The organism is Leptobacterium flavescens, assembly GCF_010671605.1.
Taxonomy (GTDB): Bacteria; Bacteroidota; Bacteroidia; order Flavobacteriales; family Flavobacteriaceae; genus Leptobacterium; species Leptobacterium flavescens.
In genome coordinates, this window is record NZ_JAABOO010000002.1 from 937,417 (window position 1) to 955,853 (window position 18,437).

21 protein-coding genes are annotated in these 18,437 nt (G+C 41.1%); 10 read left to right on the top strand and 11 right to left on the bottom strand.

What is annotated here, in order from left to right; translation table 11 throughout:
• Window positions 1-78: 78 nt before the first annotated feature.
• The 8 genes from GWK08_RS11780 to GWK08_RS11815 all read left to right on the top strand — a co-directional run bounded on the left by GWK08_RS11780 (window position 79) and on the right by GWK08_RS11815 (window position 8,858).
• Window positions 79-2,022, top strand: coding sequence for a S9 family peptidase (locus GWK08_RS11780; protein ID WP_163607386.1), 1,944 nt, complete (start codon window positions 79-81; stop codon window positions 2,020-2,022).
• Window positions 2,023-2,112: 90 nt separating this feature from the next.
• The gene (locus tag GWK08_RS11785) at window positions 2,113-2,823 is read left to right on the top strand and encodes a DUF2490 domain-containing protein (protein WP_163607387.1); all 711 of its coding nucleotides are present in this window, start codon (window positions 2,113-2,115) and stop codon (window positions 2,821-2,823) included.
• A gap of 2 nt (window positions 2,824-2,825) precedes the next feature.
• Complete coding sequence (locus tag GWK08_RS11790; protein WP_163607388.1) at window positions 2,826-4,040, top strand: bifunctional alpha/beta hydrolase/OsmC family protein; 1,215 nt, start codon at window positions 2,826-2,828, stop codon at window positions 4,038-4,040.
• 33 nt (window positions 4,041-4,073) lie between these two features.
• Window positions 4,074-4,574 (top strand): YdeI/OmpD-associated family protein, encoded by a 501-nt coding sequence (locus GWK08_RS19395; protein WP_163607389.1) that lies wholly within the window; start codon window positions 4,074-4,076, stop codon window positions 4,572-4,574.
• 33 nt (window positions 4,575-4,607) lie between these two features.
• On the top strand, window positions 4,608-5,180 hold the full coding sequence (locus GWK08_RS11800) for a cysteine hydrolase family protein (protein ID WP_163607390.1): 573 nt from the start codon (window positions 4,608-4,610) through the stop codon (window positions 5,178-5,180).
• 72 nt (window positions 5,181-5,252) lie between these two features.
• Entirely contained in the window at window positions 5,253-5,828 is a 576-nt protein-coding gene (locus GWK08_RS11805) for a superoxide dismutase family protein (protein WP_163607391.1), read from the top strand.
• 401 nt (window positions 5,829-6,229) lie between these two features.
• Window positions 6,230-7,426, top strand: a complete 1,197-nt coding sequence (locus GWK08_RS11810) for an LETM1-related biofilm-associated protein (protein ID WP_163607392.1) — start codon at window positions 6,230-6,232, stop codon at window positions 7,424-7,426.
• A gap of 46 nt (window positions 7,427-7,472) precedes the next feature.
• Window positions 7,473-8,858 carry a glycoside hydrolase family 113 gene (locus GWK08_RS11815; protein WP_163607393.1) on the top strand — a complete coding sequence of 462 codons (1,386 nt, stop codon included), beginning with the start codon at window positions 7,473-7,475 and terminating at the stop codon, window positions 8,856-8,858.
• Here GWK08_RS11815 and GWK08_RS11820 read toward each other — a convergent pair.
• From GWK08_RS11820 to GWK08_RS11860, 9 genes are all read right to left on the bottom strand, one after another.
• Window positions 8,839-9,594, bottom strand: a complete 756-nt coding sequence (locus GWK08_RS11820) for a LytR/AlgR family response regulator transcription factor (RefSeq protein ID WP_163607394.1) — start codon at window positions 9,592-9,594, stop codon at window positions 8,839-8,841. The genes GWK08_RS11815 and GWK08_RS11820 overlap by 20 nt on opposite strands.
• A gap of 203 nt (window positions 9,595-9,797) precedes the next feature.
• Complete coding sequence (locus tag GWK08_RS11825) at window positions 9,798-10,121, bottom strand: 2TM domain-containing protein (protein WP_163607395.1); 324 nt, start codon at window positions 10,119-10,121, stop codon at window positions 9,798-9,800.
• Between the two features lie 12 nt (window positions 10,122-10,133).
• Window positions 10,134-10,451 carry a 2TM domain-containing protein gene (locus GWK08_RS11830; protein WP_163607396.1) on the bottom strand — a complete coding sequence of 106 codons (318 nt, stop codon included), beginning with the start codon at window positions 10,449-10,451 and terminating at the stop codon, window positions 10,134-10,136.
• A 12-nt stretch (window positions 10,452-10,463) separates the two neighbouring features.
• Complete coding sequence (locus GWK08_RS11835) at window positions 10,464-10,781, bottom strand: 2TM domain-containing protein (protein WP_163607397.1); 318 nt, start codon at window positions 10,779-10,781, stop codon at window positions 10,464-10,466.
• Between the two features lie 23 nt (window positions 10,782-10,804).
• Complete coding sequence (locus GWK08_RS11840) at window positions 10,805-11,101, bottom strand: 2TM domain-containing protein (RefSeq protein WP_163607398.1); 297 nt, start codon at window positions 11,099-11,101, stop codon at window positions 10,805-10,807.
• 25 nt (window positions 11,102-11,126) lie between these two features.
• Window positions 11,127-12,473, bottom strand: coding sequence for a 2TM domain-containing protein (locus GWK08_RS11845; protein ID WP_163607399.1), 1,347 nt, complete (start codon window positions 12,471-12,473; stop codon window positions 11,127-11,129).
• Between the two features lie 14 nt (window positions 12,474-12,487).
• The gene (locus tag GWK08_RS11850; protein ID WP_163607400.1) at window positions 12,488-13,123 is read right to left on the bottom strand and encodes a tetratricopeptide repeat protein; all 636 of its coding nucleotides are present in this window, start codon (window positions 13,121-13,123) and stop codon (window positions 12,488-12,490) included.
• Window positions 13,124-13,127: 4 nt separating this feature from the next.
• Window positions 13,128-13,604, bottom strand: a complete 477-nt coding sequence (locus GWK08_RS11855; RefSeq protein WP_163607401.1) for a DUF2306 domain-containing protein — start codon at window positions 13,602-13,604, stop codon at window positions 13,128-13,130.
• A 139-nt stretch (window positions 13,605-13,743) separates the two neighbouring features.
• A complete protein-coding gene (locus GWK08_RS11860) occupies window positions 13,744-14,271 on the bottom strand; it encodes an RDD family protein (RefSeq protein WP_163607402.1) in 528 nt (175 codons plus the stop codon).
• 175 nt (window positions 14,272-14,446) lie between these two features.
• Here GWK08_RS11860 and GWK08_RS11865 point away from each other — a divergent pair, with 175 nt between their 5' ends.
• Window positions 14,447-14,962: a GNAT family N-acetyltransferase gene (locus GWK08_RS11865; protein ID WP_163607403.1), complete on the top strand. Its 516-nt coding sequence runs from the start codon at window positions 14,447-14,449 to the stop codon at window positions 14,960-14,962.
• Between the two features lie 39 nt (window positions 14,963-15,001).
• Here GWK08_RS11865 and GWK08_RS11870 read toward each other — a convergent pair whose 3' ends face one another.
• Both GWK08_RS11870 and GWK08_RS11875 read right to left on the bottom strand, forming a co-directional pair.
• A complete protein-coding gene (locus tag GWK08_RS11870; protein ID WP_163607404.1) occupies window positions 15,002-15,334 on the bottom strand; it encodes a hypothetical protein in 333 nt (110 codons plus the stop codon).
• 328 nt (window positions 15,335-15,662) lie between these two features.
• Entirely contained in the window at window positions 15,663-17,816 is a 2,154-nt protein-coding gene (locus GWK08_RS11875) for a TonB-dependent receptor (RefSeq protein WP_163607405.1), read from the bottom strand.
• A gap of 158 nt (window positions 17,817-17,974) precedes the next feature.
• Here GWK08_RS11875 and GWK08_RS11880 point away from each other — a divergent pair, with 158 nt between their 5' ends.
• Complete coding sequence (locus tag GWK08_RS11880; RefSeq protein ID WP_163607406.1) at window positions 17,975-18,409, top strand: GNAT family N-acetyltransferase; 435 nt, start codon at window positions 17,975-17,977, stop codon at window positions 18,407-18,409.
• The last annotated feature ends 28 nt before the right edge of the window (window positions 18,410-18,437 follow it).

Below are 18,437 nucleotides of genomic sequence, written 5' to 3' on the forward strand. Positions count from 1 at the left end.
TTCTTAAAAAGCACCCCTCCGCGGGTGCTTTTTAAATTGATTTCGTTAACTTAAACAACAAACCACATATACAGGATCATGAAAAAAATCATTTTTTTATTTGCAGCTTTAAGTTTTATCGCCTGTAAAAAAGATTCGGAAAACAGCGATAAAAAAAGCATTGCCGAAAACCTGAAATCCTATTCCATCGAACAGATGATGGACAACGAATCGGTTTTTGGCGGGAGCTTTTCCCCTGATAAATCCAAAGTGCTGGTCACCAGCAACAGGTCAGGGATCTTCAACATGTATACCGTAGATACTAACAGCGGGGATTACAGACCGATAACTGCTTCCGACAGTTCTTCGGTATTTGCTATCTCCTATTTTCCGGAAGATGAACGCATTCTCTTCCGAATGGACAATAACGGCGACGAGGTCTTCCATATTTATATGCAGGACACAGACGGAACAAGTAAGGAACTCACCCCGGGCGAAGGTGCCAGATCTGTTTTCTACGGATGGGCCCATGACGGAAAGAGTTTTTTCTATGGCTCCAATAAAAGGGATGCCAGATATATGGATGTTTATAAAATGGGACTTGGCGATCTCGAAGCCAAGCTTATTTATCAGAATGATGAAGGATACGGTTTTGGAGGAATTTCCAACGACCAGAATCATATGGCACTAAGCAAATCGATCAATACCAACGATTCCGACCTGTTTATCTACAATTTTGCAGATAAATCCCTTACCAAGATCAATGAGAACCTAAGTGGCAATTCGCCGCAGGATTTCTCCCCGGATAATAAATCCCTCTATTTCACTACCGATGACGGAGCAGAATTCGCCTATCTGGTAAAATACAACCTGGAAGACAAATCCAGGGAAAAAGTAATGGAAAAGTCCTGGGATATTACCGGAAGTTATTTTACCCATGGCGGAAAATACCAGGTTACCTTTGTTAATGAAGATGCTCAAAATGCCATCGAAGTTACAGAAGTAGCTACCGGAAATCCGATGGATCTGAGCAATCTCGAAGATGGTAATATTACCAATGTAGGTTTCTCACGCGATGAGAAAATGATGACCTATTACCTGGGAGGCTCACATACACCATCAAATCTGTACACTTATGACATTGAGAACGGGGCTTCTAAAAAAATGTCGGATGTTCTGAATAAGGAGATCAATGCAGAAGATATGGTAAAGGCCAGGGTCATCAGATTTAAATCTTTTGACGGCCTGGAAATTCCGGCTATTTACTACCTGCCTCATCAGGCCAGTGCAGATAATCCGGTACCTGCTATGGTTTGGGTGCATGGAGGACCCGGCGGGCAATCAAGACAAAACTTCAGTTCTTTTATTCAGTATATGGTTAACCACGGTTACGCGGTCCTTGCGGTAAACAACAGGGGAAGCAGTGGTTACGGAAAGAGCTTTTACAGAATGGACGACCTGAACCACGGAGATAAGGATCTTAAAGACTGTGTGGAAGGTAAAAACTGGCTGGCGGAACAAGCCGAAATAGACGGTGAAAAAATCGGGATCATAGGTGGGTCTTACGGAGGTTATATGACTATGGCCGCCCTGACTTATGCTCCGGAAGAATTTGATGTTGGTGTAAACCTTTTTGGAGTGACCAACTGGATCAGAACCCTTAGAAGCATTCCGCCATGGTGGGAATCATTTAAGGATGCACTTTACAAAGAACTCGGAGATCCTTATTCTGCAGATTCTGTTCGCCTGAGAGAGATCTCACCTCTCTTTCATACGCAAAGGGTAACCAAACCGCTTATTGTACTGCAGGGAGCTAAAGACCCGAGGGTACTGAAGATAGAATCTGATGAGATCGTAGCCGGGGTTAAAAAGAACGGAGTTCCGGTAGAATATGTGCTTTTTGAAGATGAAGGTCACGGATTTGTCAAAAAAGAAAATCAGATAGAAGCCTATAGTAAAGTTTTGAAATTCCTGGATACTTATCTTAAGAAAACAGGAGATCTCGAGACAAACGAAAACGAACCCAAGAAAGTCTCCGAATAGGAGACTTTTTTAATATATATTTATAGTCGTAAATCAATTAAAGAATGAAATGAACACGGCTACATCCGTGTTCCGTAAAATTTTTAGTAAATGAAAAAGAAAATTGTATCCCTGTTTTTATTGTTATTATCAGTATTTGTTTCGAATGCTCAGGAAACCGGAGAAGATGAATTTGGTGCGTGGTATATGTATTTCGGTACCTTTAAGGTAGCCGATAAATTAAGTATACATACCGAAGCCCAGTTTCGTTTTTATGAAATAGCTTCTAATTTTAATCAGTTGCTGTTGCGTACCGGATTAAATTACCACCTGAGTGATAATGCCATCGTTACCCTGGGATATGGTTTTATAGATACCGATCCTACTTTTACGGATGATCAGCTTCTGGGTGCTCCGTTTCTTGAGAATAATATAGATGAGCACAGGATCTTCCAGCAATTTATTCTGAAGAATACTGTTGGAAAGTTCAAATTCGAGCATCGATACAGATTGGAGCAACGATTTATCAGTACTAGTCTGGATAATTTTACAGACCATCGTGCGAGGTACAGGTTACAGTTAACCTACCCTATTAATGACCGCTGGTTCCTGAATGCATATGATGAGCTTTTTATTAATTTGCAGGAGCCTATTTTCGGTCAGAACAGGCTTTACGGTGCGGTTGGATACAATTTCAGCAAGGAAATAAGCGTGCAGTTCGGCTATTTGAAAAATCACTTTACGGGAAGTAATTTTGACAGATTACAGTTAGCATTGTTTATTAACACCGACTTAAGGAAGAAGAAAACCGAAAACAACTAGTCATGAGTCTAACTACCGTATCATTTAAAAATAAACAGGGGCATACCCTTTCCGGACGGCTGGAACTTCCCGCCAATCAGAGTCCGCATAACTTTGCCATTTTTGCACATTGTTTTACCTGTAATAAGAATCTCGGTGCTGTTCGTAACATCAGCCGGGCATTGACAGGAAGCGGATTTGGTGTTTTGCGGTTCGATTTTACCGGACTGGGAGAAAGTGAAGGTGATTTCTCGGATACTAATTTTTCCGGGAATGTAGAAGACCTGATCGCAGCCTCTGACTTTCTTTCTGAAAATCACAAGAGTCCGTCTCTTATCGTTGGACATTCCTTAGGTGGAGCAGCATCTATCTTTGCTGCTGCAGAGATAGACAGCATACAAGCTGTAGCTACCATAGGTGCTCCGTCCAACCCAAGGCATGTTAAGCATTTGCTTCACAGCAGCCTGGAAGAGATAGAACAATCCGGAATAGCAAAAGTGGTACTGAGCGGTAGAGATTTCACTATTAAAAAGCAATTCATAGATGATTTGGAAAGTAAATCCCTTCCGGAAACGGTCAAGGCTATGAGAAAGCCTCTTTTAGTGATGCACTCTCCCCAGGACGATACGGTAGGTATTAAGAATGCAGAGGAGATCTATATTGCTGCTCACCATCCGAAGAGTTTTGTTTCTCTGGACGGAGCTGATCATCTGTTAATGAAAAAAGAAGATTCTGTTTATGCAGGTGATGTTATTGCCTCCTGGGCAAAGCGTTATATCTCCTTTCCGAAGGAAGAGCAACTTCGATCCAGGCATCAGGTGGTGGCAAGCCTTGATGCGGAAGACGGTTTTACTACAAAAATGAAGGTAGGAGATCATTATTTAGTGGCAGACGAACCGGAAAGCGTGGGCGGTAAGAACTACGGTCCTACTCCTTACGAGCTTGTATCTGCAGGCCTGGCAGCATGTACTGCTATGACTATTAAGATGTATACTTCCTTTAAGAAATGGGACCTTCAGCATGTAGAAGTGCATACAAGTTATGATAAAAAACATGCAGAGGATTGTGAAAATTGCGAATCCAATGCTGCTAAAATCGATACCTTTACGAGGGAGATCAAAGTCGTAGGTGATCTGAATGAAGACCAGAGAAGCCGTATTATCAACATTGCTAACAAATGCCCGGTTCATAAGACCCTTCATAACGAAGTAAAGGTAGAGACCAAATTGATAAACTGAGCATATCCCGGTATTTTAAAATAATCCCGACAGGTGGCTAAAACTGAAAAATTATTAAGTCCGGAATTTACCGTATTCGTCCACGGAATGCATGCGGTCCTGATTCCGGATAAGATCGTAGATCCGGTGCTCGAAGCAGGTCATGATCGGGTAAAGGTCAGGGCTGATTTTGAAGGGAAAAGCATTGAATTTCACGCCGCCCTGAGAAAACACAATGATCAGGTTCGCATCACCTTCAGTAAAGCCAAGCAAAAAGAACTCGGGCTATTTCCGAATGATGAATTCAGGATGCAGTTTTTTGAGGACGGTTCCAGATACGGAGTGGATATGCCCGAAGAACTGGAAGCTGTACTCCAAAGCGATGAAGGTGCCTTCGGGATCTTTGAGGGTTTTACTGCCGGGAAGCAAAGAAGCATTATTTATATGATCAGCCGCTACAGGAACTCGCAGACCAGGATAGATAAATCTCTCCTTCTCTGTGAAAACCTGAAAAGGGGGATTTCCGATAAAAAGGACTTACTTAAAAACTTTTAGCAGATCACTTTAATTTAAATATATAATTAGAAAATGAGTATATCAAAATCTGAGAAACCGGCCTTACTCTTAATAGATGTTCAAAAAGGGTTTGACGATGTTCCTTATTGGGGAGGAGAAAGGAATAATCCGGATGCAGAGGCCAATATGGAAAGAATACTGGAGTTGTGGAGATCTGAAGATCTTCCGGTTTTCCTTATCAAGCACTGTTCTCTTACCCCCGGGTCTCCGTTGGCCAAGGGTACGACGGGTAATGATCTTCTGGATTTTATCGATCCGAGGGAGAATGAACCGGTTATTGAAAAAAATGTAAACAGCGCTTTTATCGATACCGATCTGTACGATCAGTTAAAGGCCCGTCAAATAAATACACTTGTGGTAGTAGGTTTAACAACAGATCACTGTGTTTCTACCACAACCCGGATGGCAGGTAACTTCGGATTTAACACCTATCTGGTAGAGGATGCCGTGGCCACCTTTAATAAGACCGGAACCGATGGAACCGTATACAGTGCAAAGCTTATTCACGATACGGCTATTGCCAGTTTAAAAGACGAATTCGCAACAGTAGTTACGACCGATGAATTGAAGGAAATGCTTAATTAAGAATTAATTTGGTATTCTTTTTCACTATCCGTAACTTCGTTCGACAACGATAAAGAATCAACAAAAATTATTATGAAAAAAATATCATTATTCATATCAATGGCCCTTATAGCAACGACTTTCAGCTGTAAGAAGGCCGATAAAAAGACCGAAGAAACCGTAGAAGAAGAAATAGAAGTTACCGAAACAGAAGAGGTAAAAACCATTTCTTTTAACCTTTCATCCAAGAGTGAGAGTACGGCTGTAGGTGAAGTTACCTTTTCTGAAGAGAACGGCGTGGTATCTATGACGGCTAATCTTAGCGGACTTACCGAAGGTGAGCACGCTATTCATATTCATGAAAAAGCCGACTGTTCTTCTGCCGATGGTAAATCTACAGGAGGGCACTGGAACCCTACACATACCCCACATGGTAAATGGGGAGCCGAAGAAGGTTATCACAAAGGAGATATCGGTAATTTTATTGCCGATGCCGAAGGAAACGGAAGCATTTCGATGAGTACGGACGAATGGTGTATTGGTTGCGGGGATGAGACAAAAGACATCCTTGGAAAAGCCATTATAGTACATCAGGGTACAGACGATTTTGTTTCTCAGCCAAGTGGTGCTGCGGGAGCCAGAGTAAGTTGCGGTGGGATCATCGAGTAAACTTACCTGAAAATATTAAATGAGAACTGCCTTTTTCGGGCAGTTTTTTTATGTAAAAAACCCTCCGAAGGAAATCGGAGGGTCAAACAAATAAAATAAAAAAAACAACGTGTTAACTAAACGTTCTAACTAACAATTAGTAACCTAGACATCCATTATTTAAAAAGGTTAACCTGAAGCCGTATTTTTTACAAAAATCAAGTATGCTATCTATAACCCATCCGACAACAGATTAACCTATAGAGTTAGAAAGACCATTATCACTTTGACATAAACCCCGAGTTAAATTGATTAATAGCTTTCTGATCACATTTACGAAGTTTTAATAAGGGCGGTTTTATTTTTAGACAAAAAAATTCTAGTTTTAACACCATATAACATTTAGGACAAAAAATTCCCCGATGAACCCATCTGCCAATGGCTGGATAGATAAAATGCTGGCACTCCTGGAAGAGGATTCTTTCTTTCAATCCTCTGCTCTTGAAAAAAAGTATCACAGTTTGCGTTCTTCCGGGTTTATTTACGGAACCAATCTCCAGACTATTTTCGATACTAAATCGGATAATAAACTCACCGAAACCGAAATAACCAAGATCAACCTTCTGCTGAGTCTTTTACATATTTATCACGACAACCGCAGTAAAGGCACTGATATAGAAGCTATAGACAGTATTCTGGATTTCTATGCTGCGCTACAGGCTAAGAAGTTTACTTTCCTGGAGAGGATTCTGACGGGTAATCATTGTTCGGCTCAGCTGGAAAAAGTTATCCAATCCAGGGTACGGACCAATGTAAATATCTTTACCAAGAATTTCAGTAATATCATTACCAATGCATTACTGTTTATAGATATTCTTGCTTACGACCGTTTTCTAAAAGGAGAAGAGGATGTTGTGGTGTATGCCCAGAATATAGAGATTGCCATTACCAATATTATCCTCAGGGCATTGAACTCCAAAGAAAAAAAATCAGATTATGACGAATTACTGATCCGTCTGGTAGAATCTTCTCTTCGTTATCATGAGGTGGAGCCGGATAAGGTGCTCAACGACAGGATCGCATTATTATCGGCTTATACTTCTGTACTGGAACGTTTTTATATCCTCGATCTCGCCAGTATGGCAGTCTGGAACGACGCTGTTCTTAACAAAAGGGAAGAACATTTTTTATGGGACCTAGGGCGGCAATTGCGTATAGACGATAAAGAAATTGCTTATTCCTTAAGTTATATCCACGGTTTTATCAACCTGCACAAAAAGGAAATCTCATTTTTTAATTATTCGAATCCGGTCAAACATTTTTACGATCAGTCTGCAAAAACGGTAAGCAAGCTCATCCTCCGCAACAGGAAAAGGCTTTTAAAAGAATTGTCGGAAAGCAAAGAACTGGCAAAACTGCTGACCAAATCTACGGTAAAGGACCTGAGTGAAGCCGAAAAGCAAAAGATGAGGGAACAACTGATCGATATCTGTAAAACGGTCCCTTCACTTGCTATTTTTGTCCTCCCGGGAGGAAGTGTACTCCTGCCCTTGCTCATACAGTTTATACCCAAGCTTTTACCGTCGGCTTTTGATGATAATCGTATCCCCGATAAATAGTTGTAACATTTCGGGTATTTGTTCTTCTAATACATAAACGCCGTATATGAAGAAGAAGCTAATTACCTTAGTTAAAGTATACCTGTTTGCGTGGTTCCTGATGACCGTTTTTATCATCTGGCAACTGCTTCGCTCCGGCAGCGATATCTCCCAGGCTTTTGAGGTCTTCTTCCGTATTTTAGGTTTTGGCAATTTTCAGCTGACCTTCCACTTTCTCTTTCTGATCTTTTATCTTTTATTCCTGGTCCTCAGGTACTTTTACAGGCTATACAGAAAAAGAGGTGTTGCTGTTGCTTTAAAAGGTTTTTTTCTGAAATTCATCCTTCCGCTTGCTCTGGTATTCGGTTCCCTCCGATTCATTATCTATCAGAACAGCAGGGAAGCGTTCGATTATAAATGGAATACGGCCATTGAGAATACCACCGGTTTTTCCAGGGATCTCTTTGCACAGGATGGGAAACACCGGGGAATGACGGTTTTCGGGTGGAAGAAAGAAAATAAAGATGCTATTGCATCCCTGAACAGGAATAATATAGAATGGGTAGCCGTGGTCCCTTATTTCTATCAGGAAAATGAGAATAGCAGTCAGATCCGTCTTCCGGAAAATATCGGAAGCTGGTCACGGCGGGATTCTACTTTTATCAATGCTATTGACCAGCTGCATCAGAAAGGAATATATGTTCACCTGAAACCTCATTTATGGCTGGGGAAAGGCTGGCGGTCCAATTTACGTATGGCCAACAGCAAAGACTGGGACAACTGGTTTGCATCTTACGAAAAGATCATGCTTCACTATGCAACTATGGCAGAGCAGACCGGAGCTGAACTCCTGTGTATAGGAACGGAATTGCGCACTTCGGTTAAAACCCAACCGGAAAAATGGAGGGAGCTGATCAAAAAGATCAGAGCTGTTTACAGCGGCAAACTTACCTATGCTGCCAACTGGGATGGGGAGTTTGACGATATTAAATTCTGGGATCAGCTCGACTATATCGGTTTACAGGCTTATTTTCCACTCACAAAGAAGAGGCATCCTCAACTGAGTGATATTACCAAAGGATGGCAACGCCATACTGCCCTTATGAAAAAACTGCACACTACCTATAACAAACCTGTACTCTTTACGGAAATAGGATACAAAAGTGAAGCTACGGCCACCATAAGGCCCTGGGAATGGAATTCTTTCCTGAATTCCTTCACCGGAAAAAAATCAGACAAGACCCAGCACCTCGCTTATGAAGCTATGTTCGAAAGTTTCTGGAATGAAGATTGGTTTGCCGGAGCATATTTCTGGCAATGGGATACCCGTACCAGGGCAGAGAATGCCACCTATAATCTTGATTTCTCTCCCCGCTTTAAAGCGGCCGAAAACACGATGGCCAAATGGTTTGCCAGGCTTTCCGAAAAGGCCGTTAACTTATCCAGTCCTTAAAATCCCGTACCCTTTCACGGCTTACAATGATCTCCTGATCGTTAAACTTCTTCATCTTGATCTGCAAACGGGAATTGGTGTAAGACACCATATCCTTGATGTAGTTGATATTGACAAAAAACTTTCTGCTTACCCTGAAAAAATTCTCCGGCGACAGTTCGTCCTCCAGTTTGTCCAGGGTGGTATCTAACAGGTAATTCCTGCCTTCGGAAGTATAGGCATAGGTACCTTTGTTCTCACTGTAAATACATTCTATTTCATCTACTCCTATCATTTTAAGGTACTGCCCCACCTTTACAGTAAATCTTTTTTTGTATTCCCGCTCCAGCGGATTGACCAACAGGCGTTTTATATCTTCAAAATCCAGGCTAAGCGCTTTTTTATCCGGCTGCCTTTCCATAAACTTATTCACGGCAGTACTCAGATCCTCATCATCTATCGGTTTCAGCAGGTAATCTATACTGTTGAGCTTAAAGGCCTGTAAAGCATATTCGTCGTAGGCTGTTGTGAAGATGATGGCACTTTTAACCTCTATTACATCAAATATCTCAAAGGAAAGTCCGTCGGAAAGCTGAATGTCGAGGAAGATAAGATCGGGGTGCTCATTCTTCTGAAACCAATCTACCGCTTCTTCCACAGAGTAAAGCATACTGCTCACTTCTACATTTATGCCTTCCAGCATACGCTGCAATCTTCTTGCAGCAGGTTTTTCATCTTCTATTATAATCGTGTTCATTCTTTGATTTGTTATTCTGTTAGGAACGCCCTGTTTCGCTCCCGTTTTTCCATATTTTTTCTACTTTGCTAATATCCTGAATATCTTTTAAAGGATTATCGTTTATCAGGATTCGATATCCCCTCTTTTTACCAGTTTAAACGAGTTATCGGAAAACAAGAAAAAGAACAGTTATCCATATGTTTTTTATCCTCTTCATGGGTCTATATATAATCTTTGTTCCTGTAATCTTCTGCATCCTCATCCATAAACTGCCTGATCTTTTTCTGCTCCCATTCCTTTCCGAAGATATATTCGAAGCCAAAAATACAGAAGGCATGTACCACTACTCCAACTCCCCAAAGGATCAACACTATAAAGGATTCCCATCGCCAGAACTCATCGGTAGTGGAATCCTGAAAATATTTCTTGATCAGGATAAATGTATTTACCAGCAAGTATATTGCAAAGTGCCAGTAAAAGCCTTTAATGCTTTCTACTCTCTTTTTAGCTCTTTTGTAACTGTCGTCGTTATATTCTTCTTTCATGGCATTCATGTTTTATTCCCAGCGCTGCTGATTGCTCTTGAAGTCATCCTGGTCCTTATCCATAAATTCCCGGATCTTTCGCTCTTCCCAGTCCTTATTGAACATCGGGTTCCACTGAAAGGCCTTTGCCGCATGAAATACGATCCCTATTCCCCATCCGAAAGCGGCCCATAAAAACCACATATAATCCCATTCATTGGTCCAGTAATTAAGGATGGCCAGGAAAGTAATTACAATAATATAGGAAGTGAGGTTTCCGTAAAATTTCTTTATCTCTTCTACACGCTCCTTAGCGCGGATATATTTACTTTCTTTATTAAATTTTTCCATAATTGATTCTTTTTATTCCCAACGTTGACTAGTTCTGTTATAATCGTCTTCATCTTCCTTCATAAACTCTTTTATCTTTTTTTCTTCCCAGTCCTTATTCAGGAGCGGGTTCCACTGAAAAGTTATCGCTGCATGGATTACGACTCCTATCCCCCATCCGAAGGCAGCCCACAAAAACCAGGGGTGCTCCCATCTGTCGATCCAGTAATTCATTGTGGCCAGAAAACCCATGATCACTATATAGGACCCTATATTCCAGTAAAAGCCTTTGATCTCTTCTACCCGCTTTTTGGCCCGTACGTAACTGTCTTCTTTGCTATGATCTTCCATGATACTCTTAGTTGTTTATTTTTTTATCTGCGGTAGTCCTCGTCCATAAATTCTTTTATTTTCCTTTGTTCCCAATCCTTACCCAGGAAAAGGTTCCACTCGAAGGTTTCCATCGCGTGAAAAATAAGGCCTAATCCCCATCCCATTACGACCCACAGGATCCAGGGGTTATCCCATCCGTTTTGCCAGTAGTTAAACGTTGCCATTAGCGGAATGACCACTATAAAAGCCCCCAGGTTCCAGTAAAATCCTTTTATTTCTTCTACACGTTCTTTGGCGCGCTTATATCTGTCTTCTTTAATTTTGGTTAGATTTTCCATTGTTGTATTTTTTTAGTTGATCGGTTTAATATTTTTTTTCTTCTTTTTCCATCAGTTCCCTGATCTTACGCTCCTCCCATCTTTTCCCTAACAGAGGGTTATATCCATAAGCTTCCATTCCGTGGGCAATGACTCCGAATCCCCAGCCCAGTGCCGGAAATATGACCCAGGGAAAATCTGAGGTCCTGTAATTGAATATTGCCAGGAGCGGGATCACAATTAAATAAGAGATCACGTTGCCATAGAAACTTTTCAGGGCATCTACCCGCTCTCTTGCCCTTTGATACCGCTTGTCTTTTATGTACGATTTTTGACTTACAGCCGCGGTAGAGACCTGCCTGGTCAGCATTGGGATACTTACCGTAAAACTCTTCCCCGATTTCTCTATGTCTACCTGGCGGTTGGTCAGGAGGCTATAGCGTTGCTGAATATTTCTCAGGCCAACACCACTGCTCTTTTTTACCACTTGCTTGGGCTGAATATTATTCTCTATCACCAGGGCGTTCCCTTTTTCAAAGATCTTTATATGCAAAGGTTTTGAAGGAGTTACCATATTGTGCTTAACTGCATTTTCAAGCAACAACTGTAACGAAAGCGGTACCACTTTGGCTTCCGGATTGGAAACACTCTCCGGCACTTCAAAAAGTATACTGTCTTCAAACCTCATCTTTAAAAGGCTTACGTAGGTACGGGCAAACTTCAGTTCTTCATCTACAGATATCAGTTCCTTATTTTTCTGTTCCAGCACATATCTGTACACTTTAGAAAGGGAGGTTGTGAACTTTTGGGCCGCTCCCGGATTCTCATCTATCAGACTGGTAAGCACATTCAGGCTGTTGAAGAGAAAATGCGGATCCAGCTGGTTTTTCAAAGCATCGAATTGTGCCGATGCCGATCCCGCGATTATTTTCTGTTCGGTAATCTTATTCTTCTGAAGTTCCTTATAAAAATAAACCGCATGGAAGAAGATAGAGATGATAATGGTTATCAGCAGGCAGAGGGCATAGAAACTAACATTGCTCTGTTCCTCTTTTATAAATACTTCCCATTCTTTACCTTTAAAACCCAGTTCGGTAACCATTCTCAGCTGAAAAATAACCAGCATGGTCAGGGTTATCCCTCCGAGAGCACCTATCCAGAACCTGGATTTCCTGTATTTTTTCCAGGAGACCCTTTCATTCAGGTAGTCAAAGAAATAACTGTTTACAAGAGTAAGAGTAATGGCATACAGTTGGTGATAAGCCGCATTGGTAAGGAGTAGTTTATTAAAAACGATCTCCCTCCCCCTAAGGGCTCCGAAAACCAGGTCTATGGTAAATAGCCCGATCCCGATAAGTATACCTATTAAAATTACTTTTGCAAAATTTCTCATCTTTCCCTATTTATTTATTGCTTTCCGCAACTTTCCAAAATCTGTTCAGCTCTCCTTTCTCCCCAGCCAGGGTAGAACTTTATTTCCTTTTTAAAGGTACGGAAAAGTTCCAAAGCTTTCTCCACATCCTTACAGTAAGGAGTGGTATCCTGGCCGAAAAAACGGGCGCTTCCCATATCCCACTCTGCCTTAGACAGAATCACTCTGGGATTCTTGGGCGCCAGCTCCAGGGCCTCTTTATACAACTCCGTATTTTTACCGGAAAGGGTCATTCCATACTTGGCGCCATCAAAAGAGATCCAGGCCGTATTGATCAGGGCCTCCATAACGATCAGTTCCGGATTTTCAGGAGATAGCTCTTTAGCCTGGTCCAGGTATTTCTTAGCTTTCTCCAGCTGAAGACTTAGCTTTTCTTCATCCTGTTCTCCAAAACTGACAATCGTGTTTATCTGGGCCACATAATAATAGGGTAACCAGTTTTCTTTCTCAGCACTCGCAATACGCTCGAAAAGATTGGATGCTTCTGCTTCTTTGTCCTGCCCCCACAATTCGAAGGCTTTTTGCATTCCCTGCTCATACTTATTGCCCTGGGCAAAAGAGATAGCAATAGATGCCATGCTTACTATCAGATAAAAAATAAATCGTATCATTTTATTATAGTTTAAAAAGGTTGTTCCATTCTTTTTTCTTTCTTCTCCAGGCTATGCTGGCTATGATCATTACCACTGCTATTGCTATCCCCAGCATCCCAAAAAAAGGAGTGCTTGGTACCCTGGTAAGGACTTCAGCAACAAAGGCGGCATAAAGACCTATAACCGACCAATACATAAAGCTGAAGTGCATTCCCAGCCATTTCTTCTCTGGTTTCCTCCTCAGTGCGGGAAGCATCCCTCCTATCAGGGTTAGAGTACTCACTACAGAAAAGAAATGAAACAATCCGAAGCCGTTAAACAGCCTGTAGATCATAAAAGAAGTGACCAGCATTACGATCATGGAAATCACATATACATAACCGAGCCTTTTGTGGGTACTGCCTCCCTTTCTAAGAACAAAAACTATAGTTCCCGATATCAGCGCTATCACTGCACTGATTAAATGAATAAACCCGGTTGTACTGAATGTTAATTGCATTTCCATTAATTTATACAGCAAATATCTTCTCGGGCAGGTAATTTTTAAAAAAAGGAATACCGAATTGTCATTTCTTACGGATGAATTGTAATCCCGGTCTTTCCATCATACATTCCAATAAAAAACCCCGACAGTATCGTCAGGGTTTCGCTATTACTTTTGTTCCGGCAATTTTATCGTATAAACTGCCTTCTCCTTTATACCGCCAGATACTTATCAGGTATATCAGGATCATTAATTGCGGGAGTATTAAAAGAAGAAGGTTCCAGTAAGGAAGTTCTAACTGTCTTTGCTCATAATAGAAAAGCCAGTGAACGCCACCATGAGCTATTTCCCAGGGTAAAAACTTCAACATATTTCTTATCAGCACAGGGTTTGCAGAGCCATGCTCCTTAACTGGAACCACACTAAGTTTCATTAATCGCTTCCCCACGGTTCCTCCGTATTTTCCCCTTTCACTCAGATAGAAATACAGGAAAACAGGTAAACTCAGGGTGAAGAACCCGACAAGCTGCCCTTTTAAGGGGTTCCATTGAGAAAGATCTGCTTGAAACTGACTCTGAAAAAGAAGGCTAAGCCCGTATAGTGCTGAAGCATATAGAATAATGATCGGATAGTCGATCGTAAATGCCAGCATCCTTTTTGCTGTTCTTTTTGTCGGATTCATAATGTATAGTTTTAGGTTAGCTGTTTTCTGATTGAGTTGCTAAATTCAGATCTTATGGCCTTTTCTTTAAAAAAGGATAACCGAATTGTTGCTTTCTGCGGATGAATTGTAAAAAGGAATACCGTTCTTTCTCTTTTATTCTTATTTTTCCTCTCAGAAAAAATCAAAAGCTGAAATGATTTTTGAAACGGAAAGATTAAGTGTGCGTTTGCTGAAGGAAACCGATATCGGATCCTTTCACGAATTACAGTCAGATCCCGAGGTGATGCGTTATGTGGGTGGAAAACCTATGAGCCTGGACGAAAACAAAAAGGATCTCCGGCATGTGATAAATTGTTACACCCGGGAGGGTAATGAATTCCGGGTATGGGGTGTATTTACGAATGACGGGGCTTTTGTTGGAACCTGCGCCCTTATTAAGAACAAGTACGAAGAATACGAAATAGGATATCGCTTTATCAAGAGATACTGGGGAAATGCCTACGGCATAGAGATTACCCGTGGATTGATAAATTACGCTTTCCACAAATTGAATATAGATATACTGGTAGCCTATGTCGATCGTGAGAATAAAGGGTCGGTAAGGATCCTTGATTCCCTGTTTAATTTCACAGATGAGTTCTGGAATGAAGAAGATAATTGCTGGGATCGGAAATACTGTTTAAAAAACGAAAGACCGCCTGTTGATTAAACGAGCGGCCTTTTGTGATGTAACCCTTGTAACAATGCCTTACGGCTTCATAATTTTTAATTGCAGCTTAAATAATTTCTTTCTGCTTTCGATTCCTCCGTTTACTTTTTGATAGTTCAATTCGTTTTTTACATAGCGCTCTACCTGAGAATTATCAGATTCTACAGATAAAACAACAATTTCGTTCTTAGAATTTAAGGTAAATTCTATGTTAGCGATCGTCTCTTCTTTTTCAAGATTGATCCTTGGCGCATCGAGAAGCTTAATGATCTCGCTTCTCAATTTCTGAGCAGGTGTTTCTACAGGAACTGAGGCAAAGGTGTTTGCAGTTCCTAAAACAGCGATTAAAACAACTAAGATTAACTTTTTCATGAGAATTTGGTTTTGTTTGTTTACATATCAAAAGTAGATCAGTACTGTCTTTTTTTGCTGTTTTTCAATTTATCAAAACTTTGCCGGTAGGTTATAATAAAAGCTGTGATCGCAATATGTAACGACAACTTAACATTAGATGATTCTCAAATTTAAAGCCGCAAAAAGTAAGGTGATCTCAATTTCAGTTTCTAAAAACTATACATTCTTTAAAGTTCCTTCCCGATCTGTGCAAACTTTACAATCCGAAGAAAATTCAATGTAAAATTAAGGTTTCAGATCGGGCATTTACCATCTTCTCATTCGGATGATTTGCACCTAAAAAAGCCTATAAATTATCAAGCTGATTACTCTTTTTATCCTCGCTTATCGTCCAGAAGAAACCAACAAAGAAAAACTGATCGGCTGCCGGTCTTAGTGCCCTTCTGTCAAAGATCCCCTCCGTATTTGGGGTATTTGCATACTGATAGCCATTAATATTTCTGAATCCAAGTACATTGGATACCGAAAAATAAAGGATCTTCTGCGGGCTTATCAAATACGCCCAGTTAATACTCAGGCTGTTAAAAGGTTTGGTCTTCTCTCCCAGGAAATCATTGGTGTTAGGATCTGTAAACGATCTTCCCGAAGCAAAAGTGTAAGCAAAACCAACCTGGCTTTTCCACTTTTCTATCCAATATTTCCCCACAAGAGAAAAGTTATGGGTAGACGCAATGCTAGGAGTGGCCCTTTCCGGGAAATTTCTATATTCCCGCTCCGTATCCAGATAGGAATAACTCACCCAATAATCCAGGGACTTAAAACTTCTATTATCTCTCCAGAAAATATCCAGTCCCGCGGCATATCCAAAACCATCGTTATTAAAGTTACTGTCGAACTGAGCAAATTCGGTATCGTATTTTATCAGCTGGTCGTAATCCTTGTAAAAAGCTTCAGCCCTGAATATCCTTCCGTCATGACTGTATTGATAGTTCAGGATATAGTGCGTGGTCTTCTCTGCGGTCAGATCGGTATTGAACTTAAGGACATCTTCTCTCGGATTCTGATAGAAATCACCATAGGCCAGAGATAATTGCCCGTGCTCACTGGTTTTATAGGCAAGCGATAAACGGGGAGAAAAGTAAGATTCCTTGAGTAACTCCGAATATTCCGCTCTCAGTCCTATCTTAGTAGCCAGTTTTTTGGAGAAGAAGATATCGCTTTCGGCAAACACTGCAGAGAGATTATTATTGAATCCGCTTTCAAAATCAACATCATTCCCTTCAAACTGCTCTTCAAAATCGGTGCTGAAGTATTCTGCTCCCATATTAAGCTTAAACCTGCTGCTGATCCCTTTTTTAAGCTTCAGCTTGGCATGAATGGACTTTTCGTTGTCCTCTACATCGCTGTCAATAATACGGACCTTCGTATTTCCATAGGTAAAGCTTCCTCCTGTCTGGATTACCCAGTTGTTCTTTAAGGCTCCGGTATAAGAACCGTTAAAGTAAAGGTTGTTGTTTCTCAGCCTGAATTGTATCAGATCGTCAAAATTAATGTCCTCCTGAAAAACATTCAGATTGGTATTGTCAAATGCCGTGTATAATTTTAAGAGGCCGTTCTCAAACTGATGTCTGTAAACTGCTTCCCCCGAGACAATCTCAAAAGGCTTTTCCCAGTCATTTCTATCGGGAAAAAGTTCCAGATAAGGTGCCAGGTTAATATAAGATGTATTGATACTCAGTGAGTTTTTCTCCCATTTCTGGGTATTTCCAACGCCTCCACCTACGGTCATCACGGCAATATCTGTCTTTTCCTGGTCGGGTTCACTAATAGTATTCAGCAATAGTACACTGGATAAAGCCTGTCCGTATTCCGCAGAATATCCCCCGGTAGAAAAGGTGATCCCGTCAAACAGGAAAGGAGAATATCTTCCCCGGGTCGGTACATTGTTTGTCGTGGGGTTATAGGGGGTAAATACCCTGATCCCGTCAATAAATATCTGGGTCTCTTCGGCTTCTCCTCCCCTTACGAACAAACGGCCGTCCTCTGCCACTGTACTGGTTCCGGGAAGGGTTTGCAGGGCTCCGACAAAATCGCCCAGGGCACTTGCGGTAGTTACCACATCCAGGGGTTTTAAAACGGATACCTTGGCATTGTCTCCGGCTTCAAAGGTTCCGGCGGTCAGGGTAACCCCCGACAAGGTATTTACTTCTTCCCTGAGTTTAACATGAAGGTCCTTTAAAGTTCCGATCTCCCCTTTTAACCTGAAAGTTTCAAAAGACAAATAAGAAATAACCAATTCCTGCTGCCCTTTTTCCGAAGATTCAAAACTAAAATATCCCTTTTCGTTTGTAGAACCGCCATCGTAGGTTCCTTCCAGAAATACATTGGCTCCCATGATCGGGTTATTCCTTGAATCTGTTACTTTTCCCGAGACCACGGTTTGAGCCTGACTGTTCAGAAAGGCAGTTATTCCCAGGACTATAAATACTATTCGTTTCATTGATTGATGTGTTAGGTTGTTTAATTTCACCTTTCAAAAGTCCTTTGCCCTGCTTTGTATTCCCAAAAAAGTTGACTGAATTGTTAAAATGATCTGATGGGTTGTTCCCGGGATTAATTATTTTCGTTCTGTCAATACGAAAAACCGGTTTCTGTAAAATGAAAAGTGAAAACGAATTCTATATATCCACCGACAAGGAAAAGCTGAATCTTGAAATGATACACGATTACCTTTGTAATCACGCCTATTGGTGTAAGGGTATCGATTATAAAACAGTTAAGACTTCTATTGAGAACTCCCTGAATTTTGGAGTTTATAAAGGAGATGAACAGCTTGGTTTTGCCAGGGTCATTACCGATTATGCTACCGTGGCATATCTCGGCGATGTTTTTATACTTCCGGCCTACAGAGGAAAAGGTTTATCAAAAATGTTGATGAAAGAGCTTATGGAATACCCTTCTCTTCAGGGTTTAAGGCGATGGATCCTCTTAACAGGAGATGCACATGAATTGTATAAAAAGTTTCAATGGACCGATCTTAAATCCCCCGAAAGGTGGATGGAAAAACACGATCCGGATATTTATCGGAACTAAAAAAAGCCGTGAAAAACCAATTGATTCT

Excerpts from the sequence above, each read along its gene's own strand:
- GWK08_RS11780 (WP_163607386.1), top strand. The coding sequence starts at position 79 with ATGAAAAAAATCATTTTTTTATTTGCAGCTTTAAGTTTTATCGCCTGT.
- GWK08_RS11785 (WP_163607387.1), top strand. The coding sequence starts at position 2,113 with ATGAAAAAGAAAATTGTATCCCTGTTTTTATTGTTATTATCAGTATTT.
- GWK08_RS11790 (WP_163607388.1), top strand. The coding sequence starts at position 2,826 with ATGAGTCTAACTACCGTATCATTTAAAAATAAACAGGGGCATACCCTT.
- GWK08_RS11800 (WP_163607390.1), top strand. The coding sequence starts at position 4,608 with ATGAGTATATCAAAATCTGAGAAACCGGCCTTACTCTTAATAGATGTT.
- GWK08_RS11805 (WP_163607391.1), top strand. The coding sequence starts at position 5,253 with ATGAAAAAAATATCATTATTCATATCAATGGCCCTTATAGCAACGACT.
- GWK08_RS11810 (WP_163607392.1), top strand. The coding sequence starts at position 6,230 with ATGAACCCATCTGCCAATGGCTGGATAGATAAAATGCTGGCACTCCTG.
- GWK08_RS11815 (WP_163607393.1), top strand. The coding sequence starts at position 7,473 with ATGAAGAAGAAGCTAATTACCTTAGTTAAAGTATACCTGTTTGCGTGG.
- GWK08_RS11820 (WP_163607394.1), bottom strand. The coding sequence starts at position 9,594 with ATGAACACGATTATAATAGAAGATGAAAAACCTGCTGCAAGAAGATTG.
- GWK08_RS11825 (WP_163607395.1), bottom strand. The coding sequence starts at position 10,121 with ATGAAAGAAGAATATAACGACGACAGTTACAAAAGAGCTAAAAAGAGA.
- GWK08_RS11830 (WP_163607396.1), bottom strand. The coding sequence starts at position 10,451 with ATGGAAAAATTTAATAAAGAAAGTAAATATATCCGCGCTAAGGAGCGT.
- GWK08_RS11835 (WP_163607397.1), bottom strand. The coding sequence starts at position 10,781 with ATGGAAGATCATAGCAAAGAAGACAGTTACGTACGGGCCAAAAAGCGG.
- GWK08_RS11840 (WP_163607398.1), bottom strand. The coding sequence starts at position 11,101 with ATGGAAAATCTAACCAAAATTAAAGAAGACAGATATAAGCGCGCCAAA.
- GWK08_RS11845 (WP_163607399.1), bottom strand. The coding sequence starts at position 12,473 with ATGAGAAATTTTGCAAAAGTAATTTTAATAGGTATACTTATCGGGATC.
- GWK08_RS11850 (WP_163607400.1), bottom strand. The coding sequence starts at position 13,123 with ATGATACGATTTATTTTTTATCTGATAGTAAGCATGGCATCTATTGCT.
- GWK08_RS11855 (WP_163607401.1), bottom strand. The coding sequence starts at position 13,604 with ATGCAATTAACATTCAGTACAACCGGGTTTATTCATTTAATCAGTGCA.
- GWK08_RS11860 (WP_163607402.1), bottom strand. The coding sequence starts at position 14,271 with ATGAATCCGACAAAAAGAACAGCAAAAAGGATGCTGGCATTTACGATC.
- GWK08_RS11865 (WP_163607403.1), top strand. The coding sequence starts at position 14,447 with ATGATTTTTGAAACGGAAAGATTAAGTGTGCGTTTGCTGAAGGAAACC.
- GWK08_RS11870 (WP_163607404.1), bottom strand. The coding sequence starts at position 15,334 with ATGAAAAAGTTAATCTTAGTTGTTTTAATCGCTGTTTTAGGAACTGCA.
- GWK08_RS11875 (WP_163607405.1), bottom strand. The coding sequence starts at position 17,816 with ATGAAACGAATAGTATTTATAGTCCTGGGAATAACTGCCTTTCTGAAC.
- GWK08_RS11880 (WP_163607406.1), top strand. The coding sequence starts at position 17,975 with ATGAAAAGTGAAAACGAATTCTATATATCCACCGACAAGGAAAAGCTG.